The organism is Oculatella sp. LEGE 06141, assembly GCF_015207605.1.
Lineage (GTDB): Bacteria > Cyanobacteriota > Cyanobacteriia > Elainellales > Elainellaceae > Oculatella.
On the sequence record NZ_JADEWO010000028.1, the window covers coordinates 61,603 to 86,748 of the forward strand.

The window sequence follows — 25,146 nt, forward strand, 5'->3', positions numbered from 1 at the left end:
ATTGCATGAAGCACTGACTGGTAGCGCTGCACCACAACATCGCCAGCCGCGATCGTTCCATAAACTGGTTGAAGGGAGAGAAGACTTGCTAAGAGTGAAGGACTGGTCTGCTCTTGGCGAAACTGGGAAACGCTAAAACTGTGCTGATTTGAGCGGTATAATACCTTTCCCTACCAAACGGCAGAGCATCTGTGAGCGCTAAATCAAATCCAACTCCGTCCGTCCGCTCTCTCCCACCGGGGTTGCTACGATTATTGTCTTATCAGCAACACTGGTTGCGGGGGGACGTGCTGGCAGGAGTGACCGTTGCTGCCTACTTGATTCCTCAATGTATGGCCTACGGGGAACTGGCAGGGGTTGAACCAGTTGCAGGGCTGTGGGCTATTCTTCCACCCATGATCATTTACACGCTGTTAGGGTCATCTCCCCAGCTTTCCGTTGGCCCAGAGTCAACCACAGCCGTCATGACCGCAGCGGCGATCGCCCCCCTGTTAACGCCGAATGGCAGCAACTATTCCAGTCTTGCCGCCTTATTAGCGCTAACGGTGGGAGGAATTTGTGTGGTCGGGTATGTTGCTCGGCTTGGGTTTCTGGCTGACTTGCTCTCTAAACCAATCTTGGTTGGCTACATGGCCGGGGTCGCTCTAATTATGATTGCAGGGCAGTTGGGTAAGATCAGCGGTTTGTCCTTTGAAGCCGAAACGATATTGGGGGAAGTGCAAGAATTTTTGAGCCGTTTGCACCAGATTCACTGGCCGACTTTTATTTTGGCGGCTTTGGTTTTGAGTTTTCTGTTTATCGTGCAGCGGCGATTTTCCACCGTTCCTGGCCCACTGATAGCAGTGCTGCTGGCCACGGCGGCAGTGGCTCTATTCAATCTTGATGAGAAAGGCATTGCCGTTGTTGGAGCAATTCCCGCAGGCTTGCCCTATCCTCAACTGCCGTCAGTGACACTGGACGATGCGCTTTCGCTGATTGCCTCTGCCATTGGAATTGCGATCGTCGGTTATTCTGACAACGCTTTAACAGCCCGAGCCTTCGCCGCTCGTAACGGCTACAAAATCGATGCCAATCAAGAGTTGTTGGCGTTGGGACTTTCTAATGTGGGGACTGGGCTGCTCCAGGGATTTCCGGTCAGTAGCAGCGGTAGCCGCACTGTAATTGGCGATTCCCTGGGCAGCAAAACGCAGGTGTTCTCACTCGTTGCCTTGGTAGTGGTGGTTACGGTGTTGCTGTTTTTGCGTCCGCTGTTGGCCTTGTTTCCCAATGCTGCGCTGGGGGCGATCGTCATCTTTGCCGCTACCAAATTGATCGAAGTGCCAGAGTTTATCAGGCTACAACAGTTCCGGCGGACTGAACTGGCATTGGCTCTAATTACAACCATCGGCGTTTTAGCAACGGATATTTTAGTCGGTGTTGCGGTTGCAGTTGGCCTGTCTGTAATCGATCTGTTTGCTCGGGTTGCCCGCCCTCATGATGCTGTGCTTGGCGAAGTACCAGGATTACAGGGACTCCACGATATTCAAGATTGGCAGGGCGCAACTACGATACCGGGTCTGGTCATTTATCGATATGATGCCCCACTCTGTTTTGCTAATGCCGAAAACTTTAAACAACGGGCGTTAGAAGCGATCGCCGCCGAAACATCTTCCGTACAGTGGTTTGTGTTGAATACAGAAGCGATCGTTGAAATCGACATTACGGCAGTTGATATGTTGAGCGAGTTGCATCGAGAGTTAGCGTCCCAAAACATTACATTTGCAATGGCTCGGGTCAAGCAAGACCTCTATGCTCAACTCAAGCGATCGGGGCTTTTGATGACCATTGGCGTCGATCATGTCTATCCAACCTTACATACTGCGATCGCCCGTTTTGAAGCCGCCCACCCAGCGGGCAACCGCATGGAACGACCAGAATAGTTCTGGGAAAACAATCTATTTTTTGAGCGCTCAGCCAGTTGCAGGAAGCTCTGCGGCAAAATCGTGACGCTTACTAAAGTCGTAAGCTCCTATCAACGCTCCCCATAGCCCCTGCCCCGTCTCTGGATCAACGCCTCGATCGTAGCTGAGAAAGCGATTCTGGCTCACTTCGAACCCCAGAACCACCTGCCGTGTTTTGCCCTCGTATTGAAAGTAGCACGTTGCGTCTGGGGCGGGTTGTGCCGTGAACCGATCTGACTGATGGGCGATCGTTAAAGCACATCCCGGTAGATACTCAAGGTCATCCATTGAGAGCGATCGCAGCTTCTCTGGATCGGCCCCTGCCCCGCTAAACTGACTGGGTGATTTAAACGCAAAATACTGCGCCTGAAGCGTTGACCAATCTTGCGTTTCCTTCAACAGAAGAATCCGCTGGCGGTAAGGCTGGTTGAGGTAAAGCACATTTGCTTGCTCGGCAAATAGTGCCAAACTGCCCTCAACCGAGTGCGGAATGGGACGATGCCAAAGCCGCAAATGAACAAACCATGCTGGCTGATCCTGCGCCTGCACCTGGTTTTCAAATTCTCCGGCTAGCCACTGCGCCAGGGTTGTTAGCGTTTGAGAGTAAAGCATTGGAGCCTACTACAGCATTACACTGTGCGGATCATACCTTCTTCAGGATTCACTAGCCGCAGCAGCTTTTGCTTGACCTGCGAATCAAACACTTCCCACTTGATGCGGGTATATTCGGCGTTTTCGTTGAAGCCAGATAGGAAGCCAATGGGAATCTCAAACCCGCCTGCCATCGATCGCCCACCGCCAAAAAAGCGCCCCTGCGTGTCTTGCCCAAACGCTTCTTTAATGAACTCATCCGGGTCAAGGGTGATCTTGTTGGTACGGAGGGAGCCAACGACCACTTCTAGATCCTCGTCTTCATCATGCACAATGCCATAGACCACTGCCGTATGAACGTTCTCCTCGGTCACAAGAAAATCAGCCGCTTGTGGAATCGCGTCCCGGTCGTCATACCGCAAATAGCCCACTCCAGCGATCGAAAAGTTGTTCTGAATCGTACGATTTCGCAACGCACGCTCGATCACATCCATGACTCGGCGCGATCGCGATGCCTGCAACACCGCACTCAGCAGTTGCGCGTCGTAAAATCGACTGAGGAACCCAGCCGCCAAAAAGTCCTCTTCCTGAGCTTGCATGAGGCGATCGGTATCCGACCGCAGTCCGTGCATCAGGGCGGTAGCACATTTAATATGCTCACCGTTGCTGCTGTCTAGCTTCAACAATCCAGCTTGCAGATATTGGGTAAAAATCGTCGCCGTTGCCCGAGTTTGCGATCGAATATCCTCAAATTCTGCATTCAGCTCGCCCTGGGTTGTGTGGTGGTCAATCACCGCTGTCACCGGAATGCCAGCCTGCTGCACCAGCGGCAACAGTTGGGTAGTTGTTCCCTGGTTGTCAACGAAGACAGAACCTTGATACGGGGCAAAATCCTTGTCTTTGATCGCCTGTACAGGCCGTCGTTGAATCGGAATACCCGTCAACTTTACGAGCGCGATGTTTTCCTGGTGGCTCAATGCACCTGCATAGACAATATCGCAACGAATATCAAACTTTTCGGCAATGAGCTTGTAAGTCCAGGCGCTTGAGAGGGCATCTGGATCGGGGAAGTCTTGCAAAATGACAAGCTGGCGCTCACCCCGATGCTTTTCCAGTACCTCGCGCAGAGCCTCTGCTTTCTGCTCAGATAATCGTCGGCTCTGTGGAGTTAGCGAAACGGTATTCGATTTTGGATTAGAAAGCTCACCATCAAATTCGCCGTCGTCCTCGGCGTTTACGTTCAAGCTAGAACTTTCTGCTATTGCTTTCGCCTTTGCGGGCAAACTGTCACGGGATTTGAGCGAGTTCGATTGCATAAAGTCGCGGTTGTTAAAGGTTCTAGTAAACTGTTGCCGTCATATCCCATCAATACAGTGCCTGCGGGTCGATAGTTTCTGAGGGTGAGAGAAGGGACACCCCTTGATCTTCGCAAAAAAATGTAGAAGCGACATTCCGTCTGCTAGAATCTATCTCCTGGACTATGCCTCCCGATTCCGGAAGGCTGAATATGCATGTGTTGAGATCTTGAAAATAGCAGTACTTTTACAGGGATTTCTGCATTCAACCACACGGGGTTAAACAACGATACCTTCTTTAGGAACGGGCGATGCTACCCAAATCGGATGAAAGCTAACGGTTCCATCTTCAGATCCCAATGACGTACTTTTGCCATTCTTGATGTAAGCCGCTTTTGATGTGCTTTGCCACTTCGAAGTAAAGACCGCTGTAGGGTTGATGGGGGGGATGGCGCAGCGTCATGTTGGCTTCTTTGGGGGTTCGATTTCCCTTCTTGACGTTGCAACGGACACAGGCGGTAACAATGTTCTCCCAGGAATCGCCACCACCGCGCGATCGCGGCACTACATGATCCAGCGTTAGTTCATCACCACTGTAGCTACAGTATTGACAGGAATGGCCGTCACGATGCAGTATGTTTCGGCGGGTCAGAGGAATTTCTTTGTAGGGAACCCGGACGTAGTGACGTAGCCGAATCACAGTTGGAAGGGGCAATTCAGCGTAGATCAGCTTGCCGTTGTGCTCAACCTGCTCTGCCTTTCCTTTAATCAACAAAACCACTGCTCGACGCCAGCTAGTAATGTTGAGCGGTTCGTAGGAAGCATTCAGCACCAGAACCTTGCCCATTGATGCTTTTCAAGAAGAAGAGTTTCATGGATTGTAACATATGTGGCACGGAATACGAAGACTTAGCGAGATCGGGGCAATGGAGTGGCAGGTGAAGGATTGGGCAAGCTATAACCGTTAGCCATGATGTTTTAGCCTACACAAGGATGTGACATGCCCTGGTTCCCTCACAGTAAGTATTTTTGGGATTTTTGGTTTGCTCGAAAAGACGCTGAACTGCATCTGTTCTATTTACAAGCCTGTCGGGTTGAGTGCCACTATGATCCAGAACAACGGCACGATCGCGCTTCTGTGGGTCATGCTGTGCTTACACCGCACGGCTGGCGAGAGCTGAGTGTAAGCCAGCCAGCCCTGGAGAAGAGTAACGAACCCGGTGCATGGGACAATTTGTCCATTTGGACAGGCAGTGTTATTCAAAACCCTGCCAACCAGTTGTACTACCTCTTTTACACCAGTCGTTGTTGGGATGACCCTCTAGAGTGGACGCCCCATCAGCGGCAGCGGCCTCAACAGATTGGTCTGGCTGTTTCTCCTGACCTCCACCAATGGACGCGATCGCACCCCAAGCCGCTAATCTTAAATCCCGGAGCGGGAAGCGGGTTCGACGGAGTAGCATGGCGTGACCCTCAGATAGTCAAAGGAGACGATGGCAAATTTTACGCCTTTATCTGTGCCCGACGAATGCAGGACAATGGAGGTGCAGGTGGTGTCGTCGTTTATGTTACGTCCGACGATTTAGAGCATTGGGATACTGAGCCTAAAGTTTTGGTTGAGTCCGACGATTTCTATCAACTGGAAGTGCCCCAGGTCTTCTGGCGTAGAACGGAAACCCACAAGCGTCTCTATCTGCTGTTTTGCGCCGGATCTGGAGATTCGTCTCGCGTTCGCTACGAGCGGATGGCTCCTGAGGAATGTTTATCTGGCTCCTACTATATGTTTTCTGATCCGGTTCCTCTGGATACAAAAGAGTTTCCTCCACTACTGGAACCCGCTCGGATACTGTCATCGGGGTTGTATTGCGGCAAGCTGCTCGATCCGGAAACCGATCCAAATCCGCTGTATTTTGGCTTCCATTGGGAAGATGATGCAGGGCATTTTATTGGTGGACTGTCCGATCCAAAGCGTGTACAGTTCCTGCCAGACGGCAGAATTGAGTTCGTTTCAGAGGGTGTTTAATCGGCAATGCTGATTGAATTGGAATTAAAGAATGGCTGATGGCACGGGACGCGGTGGAGTGGATCAAAAAAGAGTGAAGATGCGCTTCTCTAGCTCTATTTCCTGAATTTTGATCGCCCCTCCGCTTTCCCATGCTCGTTCACTTGAGATAAGACCAGTTCAGGACAGAGCCGCCCCAGGATTTGTTTCAGGACGAGCGCTGTCCAGTCGATATCGGCTTCGGTGGTGTGGTGCCCTAATGTGAGGCGAATTCCGGTTTTGGCAGCGCGATCGCTATACCCCATAGCGGACAGAACGGGGCTAGGTGACAGTTTGCCGCTATGACACGCTGAACCAGCACTAATGGCAATGCCTGCCAGGTTCATCTGCCGTACCAACGTTTTGCCGCTGAGCCGTGCGCCATCGGCATGGCGCAGGGAAAAACTGACGTGGTGCGGCAAACGATGCAGCCGATCGCCCGTTGGCAGCAACTCAGGGACATCTGCTAACCGATCAAACAGGCGATCGCGTAGTTGAATCAGGCGTGGCGTTTCTGTGGAAAGCTCTTGAGCCGCTAGCTCTGCGGCAATTCCAAACCCAGCAATGGTGGCGATCGCCTGTGTTCCAGAGCGCAGTTTAGCTTCCTGACCACCGCCACCCAGCAGAGGCACGATCCTCACACCAGGACGGACATATAACGCCCCAGATCCTTGAGGCCCATATAGCTTATGGCTTGAGAGCGACAGCAAATCCACTGGCAACTGCTGCACATCAATGGGCAACCGCCCCGCCACCTGCACCGCATCAGTATGAAACAAAATGCCATGATGGCGGGCAATGCTTCCCAGGGCTTCAATCGGCTGAAGTGTTCCAACCTCGCTTTGACCATAAATTACAGACACCAAAACGGTGTTAGGCCGAATAGATGCCGCCAGGTCATCGGGATTAATTCTCCCCTGGTTGTTAACCGATAGACGGGTGACCTCCCACCCCCACTGTTCCAACAGGCCAGCGGGTTCGGCAATGGCAGAATGCTCGACACTAGAAATGATCAAATGTTGTGGGGTGCTGTACTGCCGCGCTATACCAATGATGGCAAGGTTGTCTGACTCTGTGCCGCCAGACGTAAACACAACAGAGTCTGGCGGAGCATTAATGAGATCGGCTACCTGGCTTCTAGCCAGCTCCAACACGGTTGCAGCACGCTGTCCCCACTGATGCAGGCTTGAGGGATTGCCCCACTGCTCGGTGAGGACATGCTGCATCAGGGCGATCGCCTCTGGACGGGCGGGCGTTGTCGCGCTGTAATCCAAATAGATTTGCATAGAGGAGCAACCAACAGACCTGCTTTCTCAGCATATAACCCCAACTCGCTGAGAGACTAGTGAAATGGCAGGATCTCTCTTAACCTATGGTGGGAAACGCATCGTGAAGCAATGCCTATGATAGTTCTATAGAGGTCGTTGACTCAGAGAAATAATGATGAGCCGCTGCTTTTACCTTTTCTTGGTTTGGGTTGGGCATCTTAAGGATTGCAACATTAAGCACGTTGGTTCCGTCTATTTCCGTAACACCGCCTTCTCAATTCGACTACGCTTCGTGTTTTAATCTATGTTTAGTCTTTCCCGCACGATCGCCCATATTCGTCGCCGCTGGGTCTATGGCCTGGTTTCTACCCTCGTTGCGCTAGGGCTGATTCTAGGTACGCCAAGCTCATCCCAAGCTCTTCCGTGGCTCGACTTGCTCTTCCGTGGCATTCAAGTTATTCAGCTTGCGTCAATGTCTGACAGCCAGGAAGTGTCGCTAGGTCGGCAGATCAATGACCAGCTTCTCAGTCGGCAGTTCCGTCCTTATCGTGATTCGAGCATTAATCAGTACGTTGATCAAATCGGGCAACGGCTCGTTCCTGCCAGCGATCGCCCTAATATTCCCTATACCTTTCAAGTGGTCAATGATAACGCGGTCAACGCCTTTGCCACTATGGGAGGCTATGTCTACGTCACCACTGGGTTGATGAAAACGGCAGACAATGAAGCTCAGTTAGCCAGTGTAATGGCGCACGAAATCGGTCACATTGCGTCCCGTCATGCCGTTCAACAAATGCGCCAGCGAGCGATCGCCAGCGGTGTGGCTTCAGCCGCCGGCTTAGATCGCAGTGCCGCTGTCAATATTGGAGTAGAACTGGCACTGAACCGTCCCAACAGCCGCCAGGACGAGTTCGAAGCGGATCAAAAAGGACTGGCGACTCTGACGAATGCTGGATATGCGCCATCCGCGATGGTTGCGTTTATGCAGAAGTTGGTCAGGCAAGGCTCGGTGCCAACGTTCCTGAGCACTCACCCTGCGACAACCGATCGGATCGAAGCCCTGCAAGCCAGAATCAGTTCCAGTACGGCTAACAACGGTGATGGCCTCGACAATACCGCCTATCGCAACCGCATTCAACCCTTGCTATAAGTCGGTGCTTCTAGAGACGGTCGCCAAAAAGAGCCTTTAGCAAAAGAGACGCGATCGATCGCGTCTCTTTTACTGTGTGTGAATATTTAACATGTCCTAAAGCTGAAGCAGTTGACGGCGATGACCGTTAACCCGTGATGGTTCCACCTTGGCTACGGCCTTTCCCAGCGGCATTGTCCGAATGCAGTCCTTGAACACGTTGACCTGGTAGACTTTGCGGTTGGTGATGTCTAACCCGGTTAGCCAGCCGCTCTTGGGATGATAAGCGCCTGTGTCGATGTCGAGCCAACCTTTCCCCAGTGCCAATAACCCTGGAGGAACGTCTGGAAGGGTAAAGGTGATGGTGTGACCTGTAATGATGAGCTTGTCTGGGAAATAGGGTTGAGTAATGCTATGAAACTCGTTTCGAATCCAGCAGTATTCGTGGGCTGTCTGGGCGCTAATGGGCAAACCAGGATGAACCCCAGCGTGCGCTAACCAGATGTCTCCCAGGTCTAAATGGGTGGGAAGCGATCGAATCCAGTCGAGGTGTTCAATCAGCATTTCGGGCTTGCCGTAGCTCAGCACCGTTGCTTGGCCGCCGCTGTTTAACCAGGCTTGCAACGAAGGCGGGTGAACCTTGTTGTTGGGAAACGCTTCCAGCAGGAGCTGTTCATGGTTGCCCAGAATGGAAGTATGCCCCGACTCTTGCACAAAGCTAACCACCTGAGCGCTCTTAGGGCCGCGATCGATCAGGTCACCCAAGAAGTAGATTTTGTCATTAGAGCCTGGTGCGATCGCCTCTAACAACCTCATCAACCCGTCGTAATGACCATGTACGTCACCGATAAAAATACGACGATCCCTAGTCACGCTTACCGAACCCTCTCGCTACAAATCAGCACAACGATAGAAAAAGATGTTGAGATACGTAGAGCAGAATTAACCCGTAATAGAACATCTCATCAGTATGCCCACCACAAGCGACCGTTACTATCACCTGTTTGACGTATCAGGAGGTTTATTGACTCAAGGCTCGCAGAAACTGCTGTAACCCCGATAGTAGTCCTCTACGTGGTGCTTTAGACGACATGTCGTCAGAGTTTGTTGCTCTCATCAAAATCTGATCGAGCGCTTCCCCAACGGGCTTCTTTGGCTCCTCGGCAATCAGTTCGTACGCTTCACCCTTTTCAATCCAAACCTGCCAGGGGGACGGGTAGCATCGATATAGCACTGCCCCATCCAGTGGTCTAATGTAATAGCACGATTCAAATGTATTGAGAAAACGTTCTCTCAACTGTCTTCCAGCATAACCGATACCAATCAAAGCGACCTCTTCCAGGCGCGGGTTGAATAGCACCGCCGGACGATCTTGAGCCTCTTCACACAATTGTTCAACCTGGGGCACTTCTACGGCCGATGGTTCAACAAACAAAAACGCCTGCTCATCGGGCTGAATTTTTGCCTTTAACTCGCCAATGCCCCGCATCGGGAATGGCGTGTCGCCCCAATCGCGACGAGCTAAGGCTGCCGCCCCGGCATCTGGAAAAAAAACGCGAAACTGATCGCCAAATTGCTCGAAGGTGGGCAAAAATTGCTGGGCAAGCGGCATCACCTTCAGTTCTGGAAAAACCAGTTCAATTTGTAGCCGCGTGTACCCGTCCGCGATCGCCGCTTTTGTTGCTTCACGCGCTTGGACAACCGCATCGTCCAGGTTTTGGGGCAGTTGAGTCATAGGGGTAGAGATTGCCAGACAGCAGATCGAAGACGACACATGACAGCTTGAGTGCTACTTCAAGTCTAAAGTCTAACGTCCACAGCCTGACAGGTTTAGTTTAAAGAGCCGTTAAACCTGAGACGGACTCACCAGGGTTTGAAGATGATCAGGTTGATATTGGCGGAGGATACGTGTGGCCTTGTTGGTTAGATTCGGTGGGCCGCTGACAACGACCACATATTTACCTTCTTTGAGGCGATCGGAGTAAGAAGGGGCATTGTTGGTATCCGAACCAAAGTTGAGAAAACCACCACCAATAAAGAAACTGCCCATAGCACCACCGATCGCTCCCAACAAGCCACCAATGATGTGGTTGCCAGTGACTCCAGCCCAGGAAATCAACTCGTACCCCGTTTGTACGTTAAAGGCATATCCCGATAGAAAGCCAAAAGGAATGAGCCAGTAGCTCATCCGAAATGCCTGCCGCCGAGACTTTTGCTTTGGATCTAGAAATTCATAGTCATCGAGGTGCTTAAACCCTTTGCCCACAATATTAATGTTCTCAGCGGGCAGATTTTCCTGTGCTAAAGCGGTACGTGCGGCTTCTGCCTGTGTTTGATCGGGCAATACGGCAATGACGTAGTTCATGCTGGCAATACGATTTAGAGTTAGTCCTCAACCCCTATTTCAACAATACCAGCCACCGAGGGCAATAACCGGTTTGCCTGAAGCGATGGTACTCAGGAAGGTTGAACTCAAGCAGGGGAGACGCTTTCTATTCCACGGCTAGTCTTGAACAGTTGCATTGTACCGAGTGCGTGCTATCTCCACCTCTGGAAAATGCAGCATTGCCCAATGGCATAGAGCTTCTAACGGCTCCGTGATGGTCTCCCCCAGGGGAGTGAGAGAATATTCTACCTTGGGTGGTACAACAGGATACGCCTGACGATGCACTAGTCCGTTGCGTTCCAGGTTGCGGAGCGTTTGAGTCAACATCTTTTGCGAAATGCCGCCAATCTGCCGTTGCAACTCGTTATATCGTTGAGTACCGCTGCATAAGAGCGCATAGATCACAATCACGCTCCACTTATCGGCGATCGCGTCCAGCACATGCTGAGTTGGACAGTTTGCCTTGAAGATCTCGGTTTGGCAGTCGGGCTGATTCATAACAAGCTTGGGGAGTTTTCGAAGATTTAGACGAACACGCACCCGTTGCGGGTATTCACCTTGTAGTATTTACTGGTTGATTGGACAGTATCCCAGCGATCATAGCCAGAGAAATTACTGGCAACCGGGCACCAACATCACACCAAACTGCTTCGTACAGTCATCTGGCTGGTAGCTCAAGTCTTGTTCTACCTCACCAAACTGCGATTAGCTCTTGCTTCTGGTTCAGGGGATAAAGATCTGGCCTTTCGACGCGTTCCATCGGCATGTTGCCCAAATTGGATGTTTACTGCGACAGTTCCAGGTGGATTGCAAACGGCACCCTGTCGAGTCGTCTGACTCGGTAGAGTTGGCGATCGCACCATGACAGCTAGCTAATCAAAACGATTAATCTGTGATCTGCGTCTCCTGCTGGAGCAGCACGACACATTAAAGTAAACAAACTCTCAGATTGATAAGAACCGTTTCATGGTACAAATGTTCTGTTGGCTGCGGTTAGTTTATGAGGGGGCTTCATCCGAATCGATACGAACAGGTTCTGATAGTCAAACGAATGCAACAGATGCAGATGATTAGATGATTAATGATTGTTCAAAACATTAAGAAACGCCCTCAACTATTTCTGTAGTTGTCATTCACATTCTGTACTTTTTTGCTCATCCGGTCAGGTCAACCATTAGGATGAGGTGCGATTAGTGCAAACCTATTACCCTAAATACACCTCTTCAGTAGGGCAACCCGCCTATGAAGGCTACACTTAAGGCTCGTTTGGTTCGGTTTCTTCAAGAGGAATTAGCAATTCCACAAGCATCGATTGCAGTTGCTTTGCGTCATGAAGAGCAGGCTCCTAATTTGTTGCCAATCATTTTGTGGCAGTATGGCTTAGTGACGCTAGAGCAGCTTGACCAAATTTTTGATTGGCTAGAAAAAGCCTGGTCACCTGAGTTACCAACCCCTGGTTCCTGAACTAATTCATTGGTTTGATAGGCGTTGCTGAATTACAGTATGAATACGCTTCCAGCCAACTGTGTTATTGGCAAGCGTCCTTTTGTGTTCCGCGGCTAGAAATTTTGATGGCCTGGGTACGTATTTTCTACAGGTATGGCTTTAGGAGTTGTGCTAAAGCTATATCAAAAGTTCACTGTGGCTTTACAAAGGCTTGTCATGCGATGCAACGCCTCCACTGCGCTAGTTGGTGGGCAACGCCATCTGGATCAGGCGTTGCCGAATTGCATGGATGAATTTGGAGGCGGTGTGGCGTTGCCCGATAGCAGGGGTGCAAACGATCTCGTCTACACCTCTGTGCGGTAATGCCCGTTTAGCTCAAGATTATCTTCCTATTAAAGATCCGTAGTATTACTCAGTGATGTTGTCTGATATCAGTTACTAAATAGCATTAGATGAGTTAGCCAGTGACGGATATAGAGAACATGAGCGTTTATGCTGCGCCCCATGCTTAGTAACTGTATTGGGCTGCCCAATCTAATGTTGCTGAACACAAATCAGTCAAACCGCTTTTTTCTGCCAGTTTCTTAGAGGAGGTTTGTAAGACGCTGGTTGTCAGTCGAACTGCTCGCCAAATCCCCCTGCTGAGCGCCTTTGAAATAGAAGCGACCCGGAATCCCCAACATTAGGGATTTAGGGCAAGTGCAGAACATCTGCCAGGACAAACAATCTCCCAGGAGAGGCTTTGCAGGGGCTAAACGCAACGCGAACCCTTCTCTAGATCCTCAGGCTTTTTGGGAACTTTGAAACAGAAATGGTTTAGAAGTCCCAATCTTGATGAGAAAAATTAGTTTCTGTAGCAAATAGAGGCACGACTTTACCGTTGTATTCCTTAGAGGTTGTTTTAAACGCATCGCATGGGCTGCATTTGCTCCCCAAATTTCCCAACCCTGGGAATTGCCGAGCCGATTCTGGTTCAAAGTCCTGCAACATTGGGGTTTAGCGCCTGCGGCCAATTAGAAAAGGGGGCGGTTCGAGTGACCATCAGCACTGTTAACCATTCTCTTAAAGAGCAAACAGAGAAATCAGGCTTGCAGAATTGATTCTAGACAATCAACTCCCTTTCCTTCAAGGTTGGGAACTTGAAGCGATGCAGAACAGTGAATCCGTTATAAACACGCTCTTAGTTCGACGTATTTATCGACATGTGTTTGATTTTCGCACTCTATCTTGTTGGATGACCTTTCCTTCCCATGCTCCTGAGGACACTGAAGCATTTTTTTTTGACAGGTCTGCGATGCCTCACCAGGCACGCTGGTATCAAGAACCAGAGATATATTGGAGCACTACTGCAAACGAATGAAGGGCTATCACAACTGCTCATTGATGCCCTGCCTCTGTGCATTTCCTATGTAGATGCTGAACAACGCTACCGTTTGGTAAATCGCACCTATGAAACGTGGTTTGGTTTCGGCCAGACTGAGATTCAGGGCAAGCTGCTTCAGGAGGTCATTGGTGAAATGGCTTATGCTTCTGTGCGGCCATATGTCGAGCAAGCCCTGGCCGGCCAGCCTGTGCAGTATGAATCGGAAGTGTGTTACCAGCGGTTAGGCCGTCGATTTATCAGTGCAATGTTGGTTCCTGATTTTGGCGATCGCCTTCAGGTTCAGGGGTACTATGCCGTCATTACAGACATTACAGAGCGCAAGCAGATCGAGATAGCCCTGCGGCGAAGTGAAGAACGCTTTTCTAAGGTATTTCGAGCCAATCCGATTGGCAGCAGCATCAGCACCTTTCCTGAAGGGCGACTGCTGGATGTCAACGAAACCTGGTGCCAGATGTTTGGCTACCAGCGGAATGAGGTGCTAGGCCACACAGTAGTGGAGATGGGAATTGGGCGATTTGTTGTCGATCGCGCCACGATTTTACAACAGCTCGAGCAGTTTGGAACGGTTACTGATCTAGAGGTTCAATTCCAAACCCAGGCAGGCGAAGTGCGAGAAGGGTTGGTTTGCCTGGAAGTGATAGAAGTGAACGGCGAGCGTTGTGTTCTAACTACGATTCTCGACATCACTCGACTGAAGCAAGCCGAGTTTGCTCTAAAGCAAAGTGAAGAACGGTTTCGCTCAATTTTTGAAAATGTATCAGTGGGGATTGCCTTAGTCGATCGAGCCGGACATGTTTTAGCGGCAAATGAGGCAGACTGTCGGTTTCTGGGTTATTCTCGGCAAGAGCTGATTGGGATGCATTTCTCTGAATTCACCTACCCAGATGATCTTGAAACAGATGCTAACCTGTATGCCTCGCTTATCGCTGGACAGATTTCCAGTTACACCATTGACAAGCGCTACATTCGCAAAGATAGCGCTATCGTTTGGGCTTGTATCACGGTTTCCCTGATTCGAGCTGAAGATGGCACGATTCAATACACGGTCGTTGTTTGTGAAGATATTAACGATCGCAAGCGGGCAGAAACGGTTTTGTGGCAACAAGCTGAGCGAGAACGGTTATTGCGGGTCATTACTCAGCGCATTCGCCAGTCTCTCGATTTAGATCAAATTTTAGCGACCGCTGTATTAGAAGTTTGCCAAACGCTCCAGGCCGATCGTGCTGTCATTCTTCGCCTTAATTTAGATGGGTCAGCCGTTGTGATCGAAGAGTCGGTTACACCAGGCTATCCATCTATTATTGATCGGGTTTGGATGGATGAGCGTTTCCTCAAAGTCTGCTGTGAGCAGTATCGCCAGGGACAGCCCCACATTGTGCCAGATCTCATGGCAGACGACTGGGCTGCTTGCATGGCAGAGTTTATGCAGTCAGTTGGTGTGAAGTCTAAGGTGGTGGCTCCCATCATTCAGACGATGGCTGATTCGTCTTCCAGGGTGTGGGGGTTGCTTATTGTTCATGCCTGCTCACATCATCGTCGGTGGCAACCCGACGAAGCCGATCTATTGCAGCAAATCAGCCATCAGCTAGCGATCGCCATTCATCAAGCGGCACAACATCAGCGGTTGCAGCTAGAACTCACTGAACGTCAAAGAGCCGAGCGTGCCCTGCAACGAGCCTTAGCGCGAGAACAGCAAGCCATCGAACGAGAGCGCTTTATGGCGGCGATCGCCCAGCGGGTGCGCGAGTCGTTGGACTTAAACCAGATTCTGACGACCACTGTTGAAGAGGTCAGGACGTTGCTGCACGTTGATCGAGTGGTGTTGCTTCGTCTTCAGCCTCAAGGAGAGGCAACGATCGCCTCTGAAGCGGTTAGTCCAGAGTATCAGCCTATGCTGGGGGCGAGTGTCAAAACGCCGTGGTTGCAACACCTGGAAACCAATGATTGGTGTCAAGGCACTCACTCAATCTCCAACATTCAAGCCGATCCACTTCTGTCGGTCTCCACCTTTGAATACCTAATGCACTATCAAGTGCAGGCGATGTTGACGGTACCGATGCTGCAAAACGGGCGGGTGTTGAGCGTTTTGGCAGCCCACCAATGCTCGGCACCGCGAGATTGGCAAGAGTATGAAATTTCACTGTTGGAACAGTTGGCAACTCAGGTGGCGATCGCGATCCACCAATCAGAGCTGTATCAGCAGATGCAGCAGCTTAATCTCAATTTAGAAGAGCAGGTGCAAGAGCGCACGACTCAACTACAACAGGCATTCGACTGTGAGGCTACGTTGAAGCGCATCACAGACCGAGTCCGAGACAGTTTAGACGAAGCCCAAATCTTACAGTCTGCCGTTGAAGAACTCGCCATTGTCATTGGCGTTAACACGTGTAATGCCGGATTGTATGACTTAGAGCGCCAAGTTTCTACCATTTGCTATGAGTACACAACAGGTGATGCACCGTCCCATCGGGGACTGGTCGTGCCGATGGAAAATGTTCCGCAAGGCTATCGTCAGTTGCTAGCAGGCCAGTACTTCCAATTTTGCTCCAACGAGTTAAACCCCACAGGCGGCCAAACTGCCATCCTGGCGTGCCCTATTTTTGATGACCAGGGCAGTTTGGGAGATTTATGGCTAATTCACGCTCGGTCTTACGAGTTTTGTGGGCAGGATGTCCGGCTGGTGCAGCAAGTTGCTAACCAATGTGCGATCGCCATCCGTCAGTCCCGCCTGTTTCAAGCAACACAAGCTCAGGTTGAAGAACTAGAACAGTTAAATCGCTTAAAGGATAGTTTCTTAAGTACGATTTCCCATGAGCTGCGAACGCCGATGTCTAGCATCAAAATGGCGACTCAGATGCTAGAGATTATTCTGTTTAATCAGGATCAGAACGAGCGACCGTCTCAATTAACCCAGCAAATTTTGAACCAATCGACCCAGCTAGCGGTTTCCCCTATTTCACAAACGGCCTCTTTTCATCGGCTCTCTCGCTATTTTCAGATCTTAAAAGATGAATGTCAGCGAGAAATTAGCCTGATCAACGACTTGCTCGACTTAACCGGATTGGATACAGACAATGAGCCGTTAAGTCTGGCGATTCTGAGTCCATCTGTCTGGATACTGCGTGCCCTGGAACCATTCGTTGCACGAGTCAACCATCAGCAACAGCAGCTAACGCTCAACATCCCGTCTGATTTGCCGCCGATAGTCACCGATTTAGGCTACTTAGAACGGATTATTACAGAACTGCTGACGAATGCCTGCAAATATACGCCGCCCGGTGAAAGGATTGCGATCGCCGCGTGGGTCAACGCAACCGGACTAGAACTTCAGGTTAGTAATTCGGGCGTAGACATTCCAGTAGCGGAACGCGATCGCATCTTTGAGAAGTTTTATCGTATTCCCCATAGCGACCCCTGGAGACACAGTGGAACCGGTTTGGGATTGGCTTTGGTTAAAAAACTGGTAGAACGGCTCAATGCCACGATTCGCGTGGAGAGTGGCGATCGAGAAACCCACTTCATTTTGCATTTTCCCGCTCTAGAACTGCCCAGCCATCCAACCGTAGAGTAGCCGATGAGAGCTTTACCCCGAACGGTACAGCTTGCTGCCCCCTGAAGACCGGGCGACAACCTAAGGTGATGACTGCAAAGTGATGACCGTCACCTCTGGCGGACAAAACAGCCGTCCGGGTAAAAAGGTGCCCAAACCGCGATTGACATATAAGCGATTGCTGCCTACTTGATAGAAGCCCTGTGCCCACTGCCAATGCTTCACAACCTTATAGCAGTCTTCCCGCATGTATGGAACCCAGGGACGCAACAGCTTCGGTACCCAACGACGGCACGCTTGATACCAGGTGGGAATAGGCCCCAATCCTGGAATAACGATTTGCCCACCGTGGGTATGTCCAGATAGCTGAAGGTCAACACGCCACGGTTGCAGCCTCAGCGTTGTATCAGGATTATGGGATAGCACCAGTCGAGGCGTAGCCGAATCGAGCTGGTTCATCACGGGTGCCGGGTTAAATTCTGGCGACCAGAAATCTGCAAGGCCAACAACAGCTAGCTCGGAACCCAGCGGGTAAGCAATTTGATTCCACAGGACATGAATTCCCGCTCTCGTCATTGCGTTGATCACGATCTCCTTAGCGCCGTGGGGGTAAATATCATGGTTGCCCAACACGGCATACGTACCATATCGACTTTGAAGATGTTTGAGCCGAAGCGCCAATTCGTGGATGGGTTGTGGGTCATCCGTCACATAATCTCCCGTCAGAACAACTAGATCGGGGTGGCGATCGTTGCAGGTGGCGATCGCCTCGGCTAGTAATGCTTCGGATAACCGTAACCCATCAAAATGCAAATCTGAGAGTTGAACCAGTTTTGTGCCATTTAGGCGGCTAGGCAATCCTGCAATGTCAACAGTTAACGTTTCAACACTTAATGGCCCTGACAATACCCTGTGCATGACGCTGAGGTTCTCTTCCCAGAAGCAGCACCCTCAGCTTATCAAAGTCGTTCCGTGACCTGGGGAGTTATGTCGCCTATACGACACTTAAAGCAACTTATAAATGTTCCGGAAAGAGGGGTGCCACCGCTGTTAAGAGTTCATCAGTTCTTTATTTTGAGCCGCTAACTGTATGGTTTTGATTCTAATTGGCGGGTAACTGAGATCTTCAGGCCAATTCATTGGTATCACTGTCGGTAGGCTGCTACGCTCGTTTGGATGCGAATATGCCCACATGTCAGGTGTCGCTTGAATAGCGCAGAGCGCTAACGCTAATTAGATGACATAACGGTAATGCTCCAGCCCTGAACCTATTGCCAAACTGTCTTCATGATTCAGCTTTGCAAACCTTTTCCAAAAATTGCAACGAGAGGTTGCCATTTCCCTTGTAAATTTACTATTGTCAATTTTCTATACAAGCCGTATGCGAACCGCGCAACTTTCGTCACCATAAGGCTTGAGTGCTAGTTGTCCTTAACTTGCGGTTCTTGAGCGTGATTTCACGGTCGGAAGATTTTCTTAACCTTCATGAATTTCCGAGTATTTCTTGAGAGTATGTCTACGGAATCAGGGCAAGTTAAACGTGAAGTTAACGAAAAATATTTGTAGAGATCTGGTGAGATGGCTGTAGTTTTACGGGTGGGTGAGCGAACTGTCACGGCTGAAGAAATTCTGCCGCTGCTGGCAGGCTATCAGATGTTGCCACATCTACTTCAGGAACTTTTGATCGATCAAGCGATCGCCGAGATTGAGTGCAGCCCAGATGAAGTTGAAACGGCTTGTCAACAGTTTTATGCCCAAAACCAAATCACATCAGATGCCGATCGCCAAGCATGGCTGAATCGTAATGGGATGACTCCGAAGCAGCAAGAAGATTGGGCTACCCGCAGTTTGCGAATCGAAAAGTTTAAGCAGGCAACCTGGGGACCCAAGCTTGAGTCCTATTTTCTGAGCCGTAAAGGCAAGCTCGATAAGGTCATCTACTCTTTGATTCGGACGCAAGATTTAGGCATCGCCCAAGAACTCTACTTCCGTATTTTGGAAGGAGAACAGTCGTTTGCCGAATTGGCACGCGCTTATTCACAAGGCCCCGAAGCTCAGACAGACGGGCTGATTGGCCCGGTTGAGTTGAGTGTTCCCCACCCAACTCTGGCACAGATGCTCTCTATCACTCAACCCGGACAGCTTTGCCCTCCTACTCGGGTCGGCGAATGGTTGGTGATTGTGCGTCTAGAAAAGTTTGTCCCAGCCCAGCTAGACGATGCCATGCGACAGCGGTTGTTGCACGAATGCTTCAATGTCTGGCTCCAAGAGCAACTGTCTCAAATTAACGCAATGGTTCCGACTGGTTCTACCACCCCCTCCGCCCCATGACCTACACCAAATCGAAAGTTCACGAATTTCTCTCCCAATGCGCCCCATTTGATCAGCTTTCATCCGACGTTTTGGATAAACTGACTGAACAAGTGCAGTTGCTGCGTTACCGAATGGGACAGGCCATTTTGGTGCGGGATCAACTGCCTGCCCAATTGACTATTTTGTATGAAGGACAGGCGCGCCTGCTGGGCTACGACCCTCGGACGCAGAAGCCGGTGACGCTTCATCTGATGAAGTCTGGCGCTATTCTGGGTTGGGTTGGCACGGTGCGCGGCATTCCCTGCGAGACGGCGATCGCCTCCAACGAAACGATCGGGCTAACGTTGCCCATCAGTGACTTCTTGACGCTGATGGAAACTGAACCCCAAATTTCAGAGTTCTTCTACAATCAGGTTTCTCCTATTGAGGTCTTTGACCTATTAGGAGCGGAGTTGCATCGGCAGGCGATCGGCAATGTTGATTTAAAGGAACTAACGCTAAAGGCGCAGTCTGAAGCGGTAATTTGCAACTTGCCTCCCGGAAAAACGCCAACCAACCAACTGGAGAGCCAACGGCTTTGGTTGTTGAGTGGGGGAGGGAGCGTTGCCGGAGTGTCTCCCGGTAGCCCAGTGCAGTCAGACGCGGCGGCTAGTTTTATTGAAGTCACGGGTAACCAGCCTGCTCGCATCATTGGGTTTCCGAAGGAAGTAACCCAGCCTGTCATCGGCACGATGGGGGTTGATACACCCGATGTTGAAACGTCAACCGTTGATATTCCCTATGCGCCCGATCGCCCACCTCAAGGTGCATCTCGGTTTAAAAGCGCTCAACAGCAGGCGCAACCACAAAAATTTCCGTTTGTGCGGGGGCAGGGCGATGTCAACTCGGCGATCGCCTGCTTCCAGATGCTCTCACAACACTTCGACATGCCCTTCCGTCGGGATGTGGTGCAGCGCATTTTAGTGAACCAGATGGAGCGCAGCGGCGGGTTATCGCTAGATTTATGCGGAGCTGTGGCGGAGTTCATGGGGTTGAGCGCTCAACTGGTGATGGTGCCAGCTAGTGCGATCGCCCGGTTAGAAACTCCGGCAATGGTGATGTGGCAGGCTCATCCGGCCATCCTCTACAGCGCTACAGAACGAGAACTGGTGATCGCGGCACCAGAAGTGGGTATCTTACGCCAACCTCCGGCTGAATTTGCCGAAACCTGGGGTCAGCAGGGCGAAGTGCTGATGGTGACAGCGACCAAGCAAACGCCCAAGTCGCGCTTCAGCCTCAAATGGTTTTTGCCAGCCTTACAGCGCCATCGTAAGGTGTTGATCGAGGTCTTCGTTGCCTCATTTTTCGTTCAACTGTTTGCCCTGGCTAACCCCTTGATGATCCAGGTGATCATTGACAAGGTTATTGTGCAGAACAGCGTGGATACGCTACAAATTCTGGGATTCTTCCTGCTGGTGCTGGCCGTCTTCGAAGCCGTGTTAACCAGTTTGCGAACGTACCTGTTTGTTGATACCACCAACCGGATTGATATGGCGCTGGGGTCAGAAATTATTGACCACCTGCTGCGGTTGCCGCTGCGCTACTTTGAACGTCGTCCGGTGGGTGAACTTGCAACTCGCATTAACGAGCTAGAGAATATTCGCCAGTTTCTCACAGGAACGGCTTTAACCGTGGTGCTGGATGCCGTTTTCTCGGTCATCTACATTGTGGTTATGTTTGTCTATAGTTGGCTGCTAACGCTAGTGGCACTGGCAACGATTCCCTTCTTTGTGTTGTTGGCTGTCGTTGCGTCGCCTCTCATCCGCACTCAGCTACGAACCAAGGCCGAGCGAAATGCCGAAACCCAATCCTATTTGGTGGAAGTGGTATCTGGAATTCAGACGGTAAAAGCGCAGAATATGGAACTGCGTGCCCGTTGGCAGTGGCAGCAGCGCTATGCTCGTTACGTTAGCTCTGGGTTTAAGACGGTTCTCACGTCTACTACGGCTGGGTCAACCAGTAATTTCCTGAACCAGTTGTCGGGTTTGCTCGTGCTTTGGGTGGGGGCTTATCTGGTGCTGCAAGGCCAACTGACGCTAGGACAGCTTATTGCATTTCGAATTATTGCGGGATATGTTACTAGCCCTCTATTGCGGCTGGCACAGCTCTGGCAAAACTTCCAGGAAGTTGGATTGTCGATCGAACGGTTAAGCGACATCATTGATGCGACGCCTGAAGCCGATGAGGTCGATCGCCTCAATATTCCTATGCCAGCGGTTGATGGCTCCGTTAGCTTTGAAGATGTTACCTTCCGCTTTGGTACAGCGGGACCTTATCAGCTAAACAATGTCAACCTGGAGGTTCCATCCGGTTCGTTTGTCGGCATTGTGGGGCTGAGCGGTTCCGGTAAGAGTACATTAATGAAGCTGTTGCCCCGTTTATACGATCTGGAAAATGGGCGCATCTTAATTGATGGTTATGACATCAGCAAAGTCGAGCTTTACTCACTGCGTCAGCAGATTGGGATTGTGCCGCAAGACACGCTCTTGTTCGACGGTACGGTGCAAGAGAACATTGCCTTAACCTGCCCTGAAGCGACAGCCGAAGAAATTATTCGCGCGGCTCAGATTGCTGCTGCCCACGATTTTGTGATGGGATTGCCCAACGGCTATAACACTAGAGTGGGTGAACGTGGTTCGTCGCTTTCTGGAGGCCAACGGCAGCGGATCGCGATCGCCCGTACCGTCTTGCAAAATCCACGCATGTTAATTTTAGATGAAGCTACCAGTGCGCTAGATTATGATTCGGAGCGGCGAGTTTGCCTCAACCTGGCCGATGCCTTTCGCGATCGCACCGTTTTCTTCATTACCCATCGGCTCAGCACCATCAAAAATGCCGATATGATTGTGCTGATGGATAAAGGTTCAGTTGTTGAGTTGGGCACCCATTCGGAACTGATGGCACTGAGAGGCCGCTACTATTGCCTCTATCAACAACAGGAAGCGCAACTGTAGGGCAGAGACACTACGATCAGGACTGGCATTAATTACTACCAACAAACCGACGGGGCACACATTCAGCAATCGAACAAAACTCATTGCATTCCTTAAAAATTGCATGTGATCAGTGTTGATCAGCATTGAAAATGGATACGCTTCGATCGCTCCAGCCCCTTCATTACCCACACTCAAATCTCATCCTCTAAAGCTATGAAACTGACTTCCGCGCGAAATGGACGAAACGGTGCCGCCAAGAAGCCAGCACCACTGGCTCCGGTCGATGGCTCAGGGCAAATTGAAACGACGGCTGAACCGTCGTCGGCCAGCAAGATAGTTCGTAATGAAGTGTTCGATCAGCCTGTTGTTTTGCAGCAGACTTCTCTCTGGTCGCGGGCGATTGTTTGGGGCATTGTTGGCGTGGCTAGCTTTGTTGTGGTTTGGGCATCCGTTGCTCAAATTGAAGAAGCCATTCCAGCTACTGGCAAGCTTGAACCGCAAGGCTCTGTGCAAGAAGTCCAGGCTCCGGTTGGGGGAGTAGTGCAACAAATTATGGTGCGGGATGGCGAACGCGTCCGCAAAGGTGATGTGTTGATTCGCTTTGATCCCAGAGCAACCGAAGCGCAGCAGCGATCGCTTGAGCAAATCCGAACCTCGCTAGTGCAAGAAAACCAGTTTTATCGCAGCCAACTGTCGGGCAGCGCGGTCGATCAAGAGAGCATCCGGCAGCTAAACCTCCCGCCAGAAATGTTGTCGTTAACGGCTAGCCGTGCCGCGCTGGTCGCTGAAAACAGCATGTATCGAGCCCAGTTGAACGGTTCTACGGCAGGTATTCCGCTCACTTTAGAGCAGCGCCAGCGCTTTGAATCGGGAATGCTGGCTTCCAGTTCGCAAATTGCGGCGGCAGAACTTGAGGTGTCTCAGCTCAGGCAGCAGCTTGAGCAAGCTCAGTCTGAGTTACGTGCAGCGCAACAAAAAGTTGCCATCGATCGCAACATTGCAGACAATATTCGCCCCGTGGTAGAAGAGGGAGCGATCGCTCGGGTTCAGCTCCTGCGGCAAGAGCAAGAAGTGCTCACGGGACAAGCCGATGTCGATCGATTGTCTGAGGAGCGTGAGCGCATTCAATACGCCATCAACCAGGCACAGGCACGCTACCAAAACGCCGTTGCCCTCACCAGCAACGATCTGTTGGATAGAGTAGCCGTCAATGACAAGCGCATCTCGGAACTAGACAGCCAGTTAAACAAAGCCGTTGTCGAAAACGACAAGCAAATTTCCGAGATCGAATCTCAGTTGAGTCAGGCGAATGTCACCCTGGGATACCAGGAATTACGGGCACCCACGGATGGAGTTGTGTTTGATTTGCAGGCTAGAGGCCCTGGATTTGTTGCCAATACCACTGAACCTATCCTGAAAATTGTGCCCTCCGACTCGCTGGTGGCACGAGTGTTTGTGACCAACAAGGATATTGGCTTTCTGCGGGAAGGTATGGATGTTGATGTGCGGATCGACTCCTTCCCCTTTAGCGAATTTGGCGACATCAAGGGAGAACTGATTTGGGTCGGTTCCGATGCCCTGCCACCCACCCAGGAAATGCCTTTCTACACCTTTCCTGCCAAGGTGAGGCTCGATTCTCAAAGCCTGGATGTGAATGGTCGAGATGTATCCCTCCAATCTGGAATGTCCATCAGCACCAACATCCTGGTGCGGAAGCGCAGTGTGATGAGTATCTTTACCGACCTCTTCTCCCGCAAAGTCGAAAGTTTGAAGACAACTCGATAACCGTTCTCTATTCCAGATCGGCAGTTTGGTTGAGAACTTCATTGAAGTTTCACATTTGATAAAGAGCGATCGCTTTTCCAGGTTCCAAATGGAAGAAGGGCGATCGCTCTTTTTATCGGTTCCGTCATTGGCGAGAGCTTTACAACAAATAGATGGAACTGAAGAACATCGTTCGCTTTGAGCCGCACTACATGGCAGTAGAAAAACACCTGGCCGTACATCCACTGACAAATTTGATACAAAATCGCATTAGTCAAAGATCGTCTGAAGCAAGAGAGATAAAGCTATTTAACGAGAGAAGTATGGGTACGATTTGATACATGTTGTTGAACTGTTTTATCTCTCGACAGGTGTTTGAGTAATGAAGAAATTCTTTCCAGAGGCTCTCCTGCCCTCTGCTTTGCTAGCCAGCCTAGCTCTTGCTTCGTCAATAGCTGCACCTGCCGATGCAGCCAGCATGTCGTTTAGTGTGTCTCCTTTTACTGGGTCGTCGGCTCAGCTCAACTTTACGCTAGACGATATCATGGCAGACTCAGGTCTGAGCAAGGTTCAAGTTAGGGTAGATGTTGACAAATCTGTAAACCTTGCCGATATCCGGGGCATTTTCTTCGGTATGGGAGATGAATCACTGCTCAAGGGTTTAGAAATTACTGGGTCGGATATCACAAAGACGGTCATCAAGGCGAATGGTGTCACGTCTACTGGTGGTGACAACAACCTGAATGGAGGGGGTGGCATCAACCCGTTTGATATTGGCCTGGAAATTGGCACGTCAGGCATCGGCAAAGATGACATTCAATCCACCATGTTTACGGTGTCGCACAAAACGGCTAACATCACGCTGGCTCAGTTTTTGAGCCAGAGCTTTGGTGTACGGGCAACGAGCGTCGGCACAGCGGGTAATCGTGAAGGCAGCAGTAAGCTTACTGGAACAGCGCCTTCTGTCGTTGTGCAACCACCCCCGCCAAGCCCAACTCCGACTCCAACCCCGAATCCTAATCCAACTCCGACCCCAACCCCAACCCCGAATCCTAATCCAACTC

Annotated in this window: 20 protein-coding genes; 10 read left to right on the forward strand and 10 right to left on the reverse strand. The window is 50.8% G+C overall.

The annotated features are described in order from the left end of the window. The first annotated feature begins 191 nt into the window (after positions 1–191). On the forward strand, positions 192–1,919 hold the full coding sequence (locus tag IQ268_RS18535) for a solute carrier family 26 protein (protein ID WP_193882270.1): 1,728 nt from the start codon (positions 192–194) through the stop codon (positions 1,917–1,919). A gap of 30 nt (positions 1,920–1,949) precedes the next feature. On the opposite strand, the gene IQ268_RS18540 is transcribed toward IQ268_RS18535, so the two are convergent. From IQ268_RS18540 to IQ268_RS18550, 3 genes are all read right to left on the reverse strand, one after another. Then, on the reverse strand, positions 1,950–2,552 hold the full coding sequence (locus IQ268_RS18540) for a chromophore lyase CpcT/CpeT (RefSeq protein WP_193882273.1): 603 nt from the start codon (positions 2,550–2,552) through the stop codon (positions 1,950–1,952). A 17-nt stretch (positions 2,553–2,569) separates the two neighbouring features. After that, positions 2,570–3,847 (reverse strand): bifunctional oligoribonuclease/PAP phosphatase NrnA, encoded by a 1,278-nt coding sequence (locus tag IQ268_RS18545; protein ID WP_193882276.1) that lies wholly within the window; start codon positions 3,845–3,847, stop codon positions 2,570–2,572. Between the two features lie 328 nt (positions 3,848–4,175). After that, positions 4,176–4,673, reverse strand: a complete 498-nt coding sequence (locus tag IQ268_RS18550; RefSeq protein ID WP_193882279.1) for an HNH endonuclease — start codon at positions 4,671–4,673, stop codon at positions 4,176–4,178. Between the two features lie 153 nt (positions 4,674–4,826). Here IQ268_RS18550 and IQ268_RS18555 point away from each other — a divergent pair, with 153 nt between their 5' ends. Then, complete coding sequence (locus tag IQ268_RS18555) at positions 4,827–5,849, forward strand: hypothetical protein (RefSeq protein WP_193882281.1); 1,023 nt, start codon at positions 4,827–4,829, stop codon at positions 5,847–5,849. A gap of 95 nt (positions 5,850–5,944) precedes the next feature. On the opposite strand, the gene IQ268_RS18560 is transcribed toward IQ268_RS18555, so the two are convergent. Continuing rightward, the gene (locus tag IQ268_RS18560) at positions 5,945–7,153 is read right to left on the reverse strand and encodes a cysteine desulfurase family protein (RefSeq protein ID WP_193882284.1); all 1,209 of its coding nucleotides are present in this window, start codon (positions 7,151–7,153) and stop codon (positions 5,945–5,947) included. 286 nt (positions 7,154–7,439) lie between these two features. Between IQ268_RS18560 and IQ268_RS18565 the strand changes: the two genes are divergently transcribed. Beyond that, positions 7,440–8,285: a M48 family metallopeptidase gene (locus IQ268_RS18565; RefSeq protein WP_193882287.1), complete on the forward strand. Its 846-nt coding sequence runs from the start codon at positions 7,440–7,442 to the stop codon at positions 8,283–8,285. Positions 8,286–8,381: 96 nt separating this feature from the next. Here IQ268_RS18565 and IQ268_RS18570 read toward each other — a convergent pair whose 3' ends face one another. The 4 genes from IQ268_RS18570 to IQ268_RS18585 form a co-directional block, all read right to left on the reverse strand. Continuing rightward, the gene (locus tag IQ268_RS18570; RefSeq protein WP_339383376.1) at positions 8,382–9,137 is read right to left on the reverse strand and encodes a metallophosphoesterase; all 756 of its coding nucleotides are present in this window, start codon (positions 9,135–9,137) and stop codon (positions 8,382–8,384) included. Between the two features lie 148 nt (positions 9,138–9,285). After that, positions 9,286–9,999 (reverse strand): DUF1995 family protein, encoded by a 714-nt coding sequence (locus IQ268_RS18575; RefSeq protein ID WP_193882290.1) that lies wholly within the window; start codon positions 9,997–9,999, stop codon positions 9,286–9,288. Positions 10,000–10,110: 111 nt separating this feature from the next. After that, positions 10,111–10,629, reverse strand: a complete 519-nt coding sequence (locus IQ268_RS18580) for a hypothetical protein (RefSeq protein ID WP_193882293.1) — start codon at positions 10,627–10,629, stop codon at positions 10,111–10,113. 138 nt (positions 10,630–10,767) lie between these two features. Further along, a complete protein-coding gene (locus IQ268_RS18585) occupies positions 10,768–11,148 on the reverse strand; it encodes a helix-turn-helix domain-containing protein (RefSeq protein ID WP_193882296.1) in 381 nt (126 codons plus the stop codon). Positions 11,149–11,892: 744 nt separating this feature from the next. Here IQ268_RS18585 and IQ268_RS18590 point away from each other — a divergent pair. From IQ268_RS18590 to IQ268_RS18600, 3 genes are all read left to right on the forward strand, one after another. Continuing rightward, entirely contained in the window at positions 11,893–12,114 is a 222-nt protein-coding gene (locus IQ268_RS18590; protein WP_193882299.1) for a DUF2949 domain-containing protein, read from the forward strand. 135 nt (positions 12,115–12,249) lie between these two features. After that, positions 12,250–12,459, forward strand: a complete 210-nt coding sequence (locus IQ268_RS18595; protein WP_193882301.1) for a hypothetical protein — start codon at positions 12,250–12,252, stop codon at positions 12,457–12,459. Between the two features lie 917 nt (positions 12,460–13,376). Further along, positions 13,377–17,051, forward strand: a complete 3,675-nt coding sequence (locus IQ268_RS18600; RefSeq protein ID WP_193882304.1) for a PAS domain S-box protein — start codon at positions 13,377–13,379, stop codon at positions 17,049–17,051. A gap of 60 nt (positions 17,052–17,111) precedes the next feature. Here IQ268_RS18600 and IQ268_RS18605 read toward each other — a convergent pair whose 3' ends face one another. Beyond that, entirely contained in the window at positions 17,112–17,948 is an 837-nt protein-coding gene (locus tag IQ268_RS18605; RefSeq protein ID WP_193882307.1) for a metallophosphoesterase, read from the reverse strand. Positions 17,949–18,608: 660 nt separating this feature from the next. Here IQ268_RS18605 and IQ268_RS18610 point away from each other — a divergent pair. The 3 genes from IQ268_RS18610 (at position 18,609) to IQ268_RS18620 (ending at position 24,103) form a co-directional block, all read left to right on the forward strand. Further along, on the forward strand, positions 18,609–19,361 hold the full coding sequence (locus tag IQ268_RS18610) for a peptidylprolyl isomerase (RefSeq protein WP_193882310.1): 753 nt from the start codon (positions 18,609–18,611) through the stop codon (positions 19,359–19,361). Further along, a complete protein-coding gene (locus tag IQ268_RS18615) occupies positions 19,358–22,336 on the forward strand; it encodes a peptidase domain-containing ABC transporter (protein ID WP_193882313.1) in 2,979 nt (992 codons plus the stop codon). The genes IQ268_RS18610 and IQ268_RS18615 overlap by 4 nt, the downstream gene beginning before the upstream one ends. A 195-nt stretch (positions 22,337–22,531) precedes the next feature. Then, positions 22,532–24,103, forward strand: a complete 1,572-nt coding sequence (locus IQ268_RS18620) for an HlyD family efflux transporter periplasmic adaptor subunit (protein WP_193882316.1) — start codon at positions 22,532–22,534, stop codon at positions 24,101–24,103. Positions 24,104–24,141: 38 nt separating this feature from the next. Here IQ268_RS18620 and IQ268_RS18625 read toward each other — a convergent pair whose 3' ends face one another. Next, on the reverse strand, positions 24,142–24,360 hold the full coding sequence (locus tag IQ268_RS18625; RefSeq protein WP_193882319.1) for a hypothetical protein: 219 nt from the start codon (positions 24,358–24,360) through the stop codon (positions 24,142–24,144). Between the two features lie 104 nt (positions 24,361–24,464). On the opposite strand from IQ268_RS18625, the gene IQ268_RS18630 reads away from it, so the two are divergent. Beyond that, on the forward strand, positions 24,465–25,146 hold a 682-nt coding region (locus tag IQ268_RS18630), incomplete at its 3' end, for a hypothetical protein (RefSeq protein ID WP_193882322.1).

Bases quoted from the DNA above. Each gene is read 5' to 3' on its own strand.
- IQ268_RS18605 (WP_193882307.1), bottom strand. From the start codon at position 17,948: ATGCACAGGGTATTGTCAGGGCCATTAAGTGTTGAAACGTTAACTGTT.
- IQ268_RS18545 (WP_193882276.1), bottom strand. From the start codon at position 3,847: ATGCAATCGAACTCGCTCAAATCCCGTGACAGTTTGCCCGCAAAGGCG.
- IQ268_RS18590 (WP_193882299.1), top strand. From the start codon at position 11,893: ATGAAGGCTACACTTAAGGCTCGTTTGGTTCGGTTTCTTCAAGAGGAA.
- IQ268_RS18620 (WP_193882316.1), top strand. From the start codon at position 22,532: ATGAAACTGACTTCCGCGCGAAATGGACGAAACGGTGCCGCCAAGAAG.
- IQ268_RS18585 (WP_193882296.1), bottom strand. From the start codon at position 11,148: ATGAATCAGCCCGACTGCCAAACCGAGATCTTCAAGGCAAACTGTCCA.
- IQ268_RS18540 (WP_193882273.1), bottom strand. From the start codon at position 2,552: ATGCTTTACTCTCAAACGCTAACAACCCTGGCGCAGTGGCTAGCCGGA.
- IQ268_RS18615 (WP_193882313.1), top strand. From the start codon at position 19,358: ATGACCTACACCAAATCGAAAGTTCACGAATTTCTCTCCCAATGCGCC.
- IQ268_RS18560 (WP_193882284.1), bottom strand. From the start codon at position 7,153: ATGCAAATCTATTTGGATTACAGCGCGACAACGCCCGCCCGTCCAGAG.
- IQ268_RS18555 (WP_193882281.1), top strand. From the start codon at position 4,827: ATGCCCTGGTTCCCTCACAGTAAGTATTTTTGGGATTTTTGGTTTGCT.
- IQ268_RS18580 (WP_193882293.1), bottom strand. From the start codon at position 10,629: ATGAACTACGTCATTGCCGTATTGCCCGATCAAACACAGGCAGAAGCC.
- IQ268_RS18595 (WP_193882301.1), top strand. From the start codon at position 12,250: ATGGCTTTAGGAGTTGTGCTAAAGCTATATCAAAAGTTCACTGTGGCT.
- IQ268_RS18550 (WP_193882279.1), bottom strand. From the start codon at position 4,673: ATGGGCAAGGTTCTGGTGCTGAATGCTTCCTACGAACCGCTCAACATT.
- IQ268_RS18575 (WP_193882290.1), bottom strand. From the start codon at position 9,999: ATGACTCAACTGCCCCAAAACCTGGACGATGCGGTTGTCCAAGCGCGT.
- IQ268_RS18565 (WP_193882287.1), top strand. From the start codon at position 7,440: ATGTTTAGTCTTTCCCGCACGATCGCCCATATTCGTCGCCGCTGGGTC.
- IQ268_RS18610 (WP_193882310.1), top strand. From the start codon at position 18,609: ATGGCTGTAGTTTTACGGGTGGGTGAGCGAACTGTCACGGCTGAAGAA.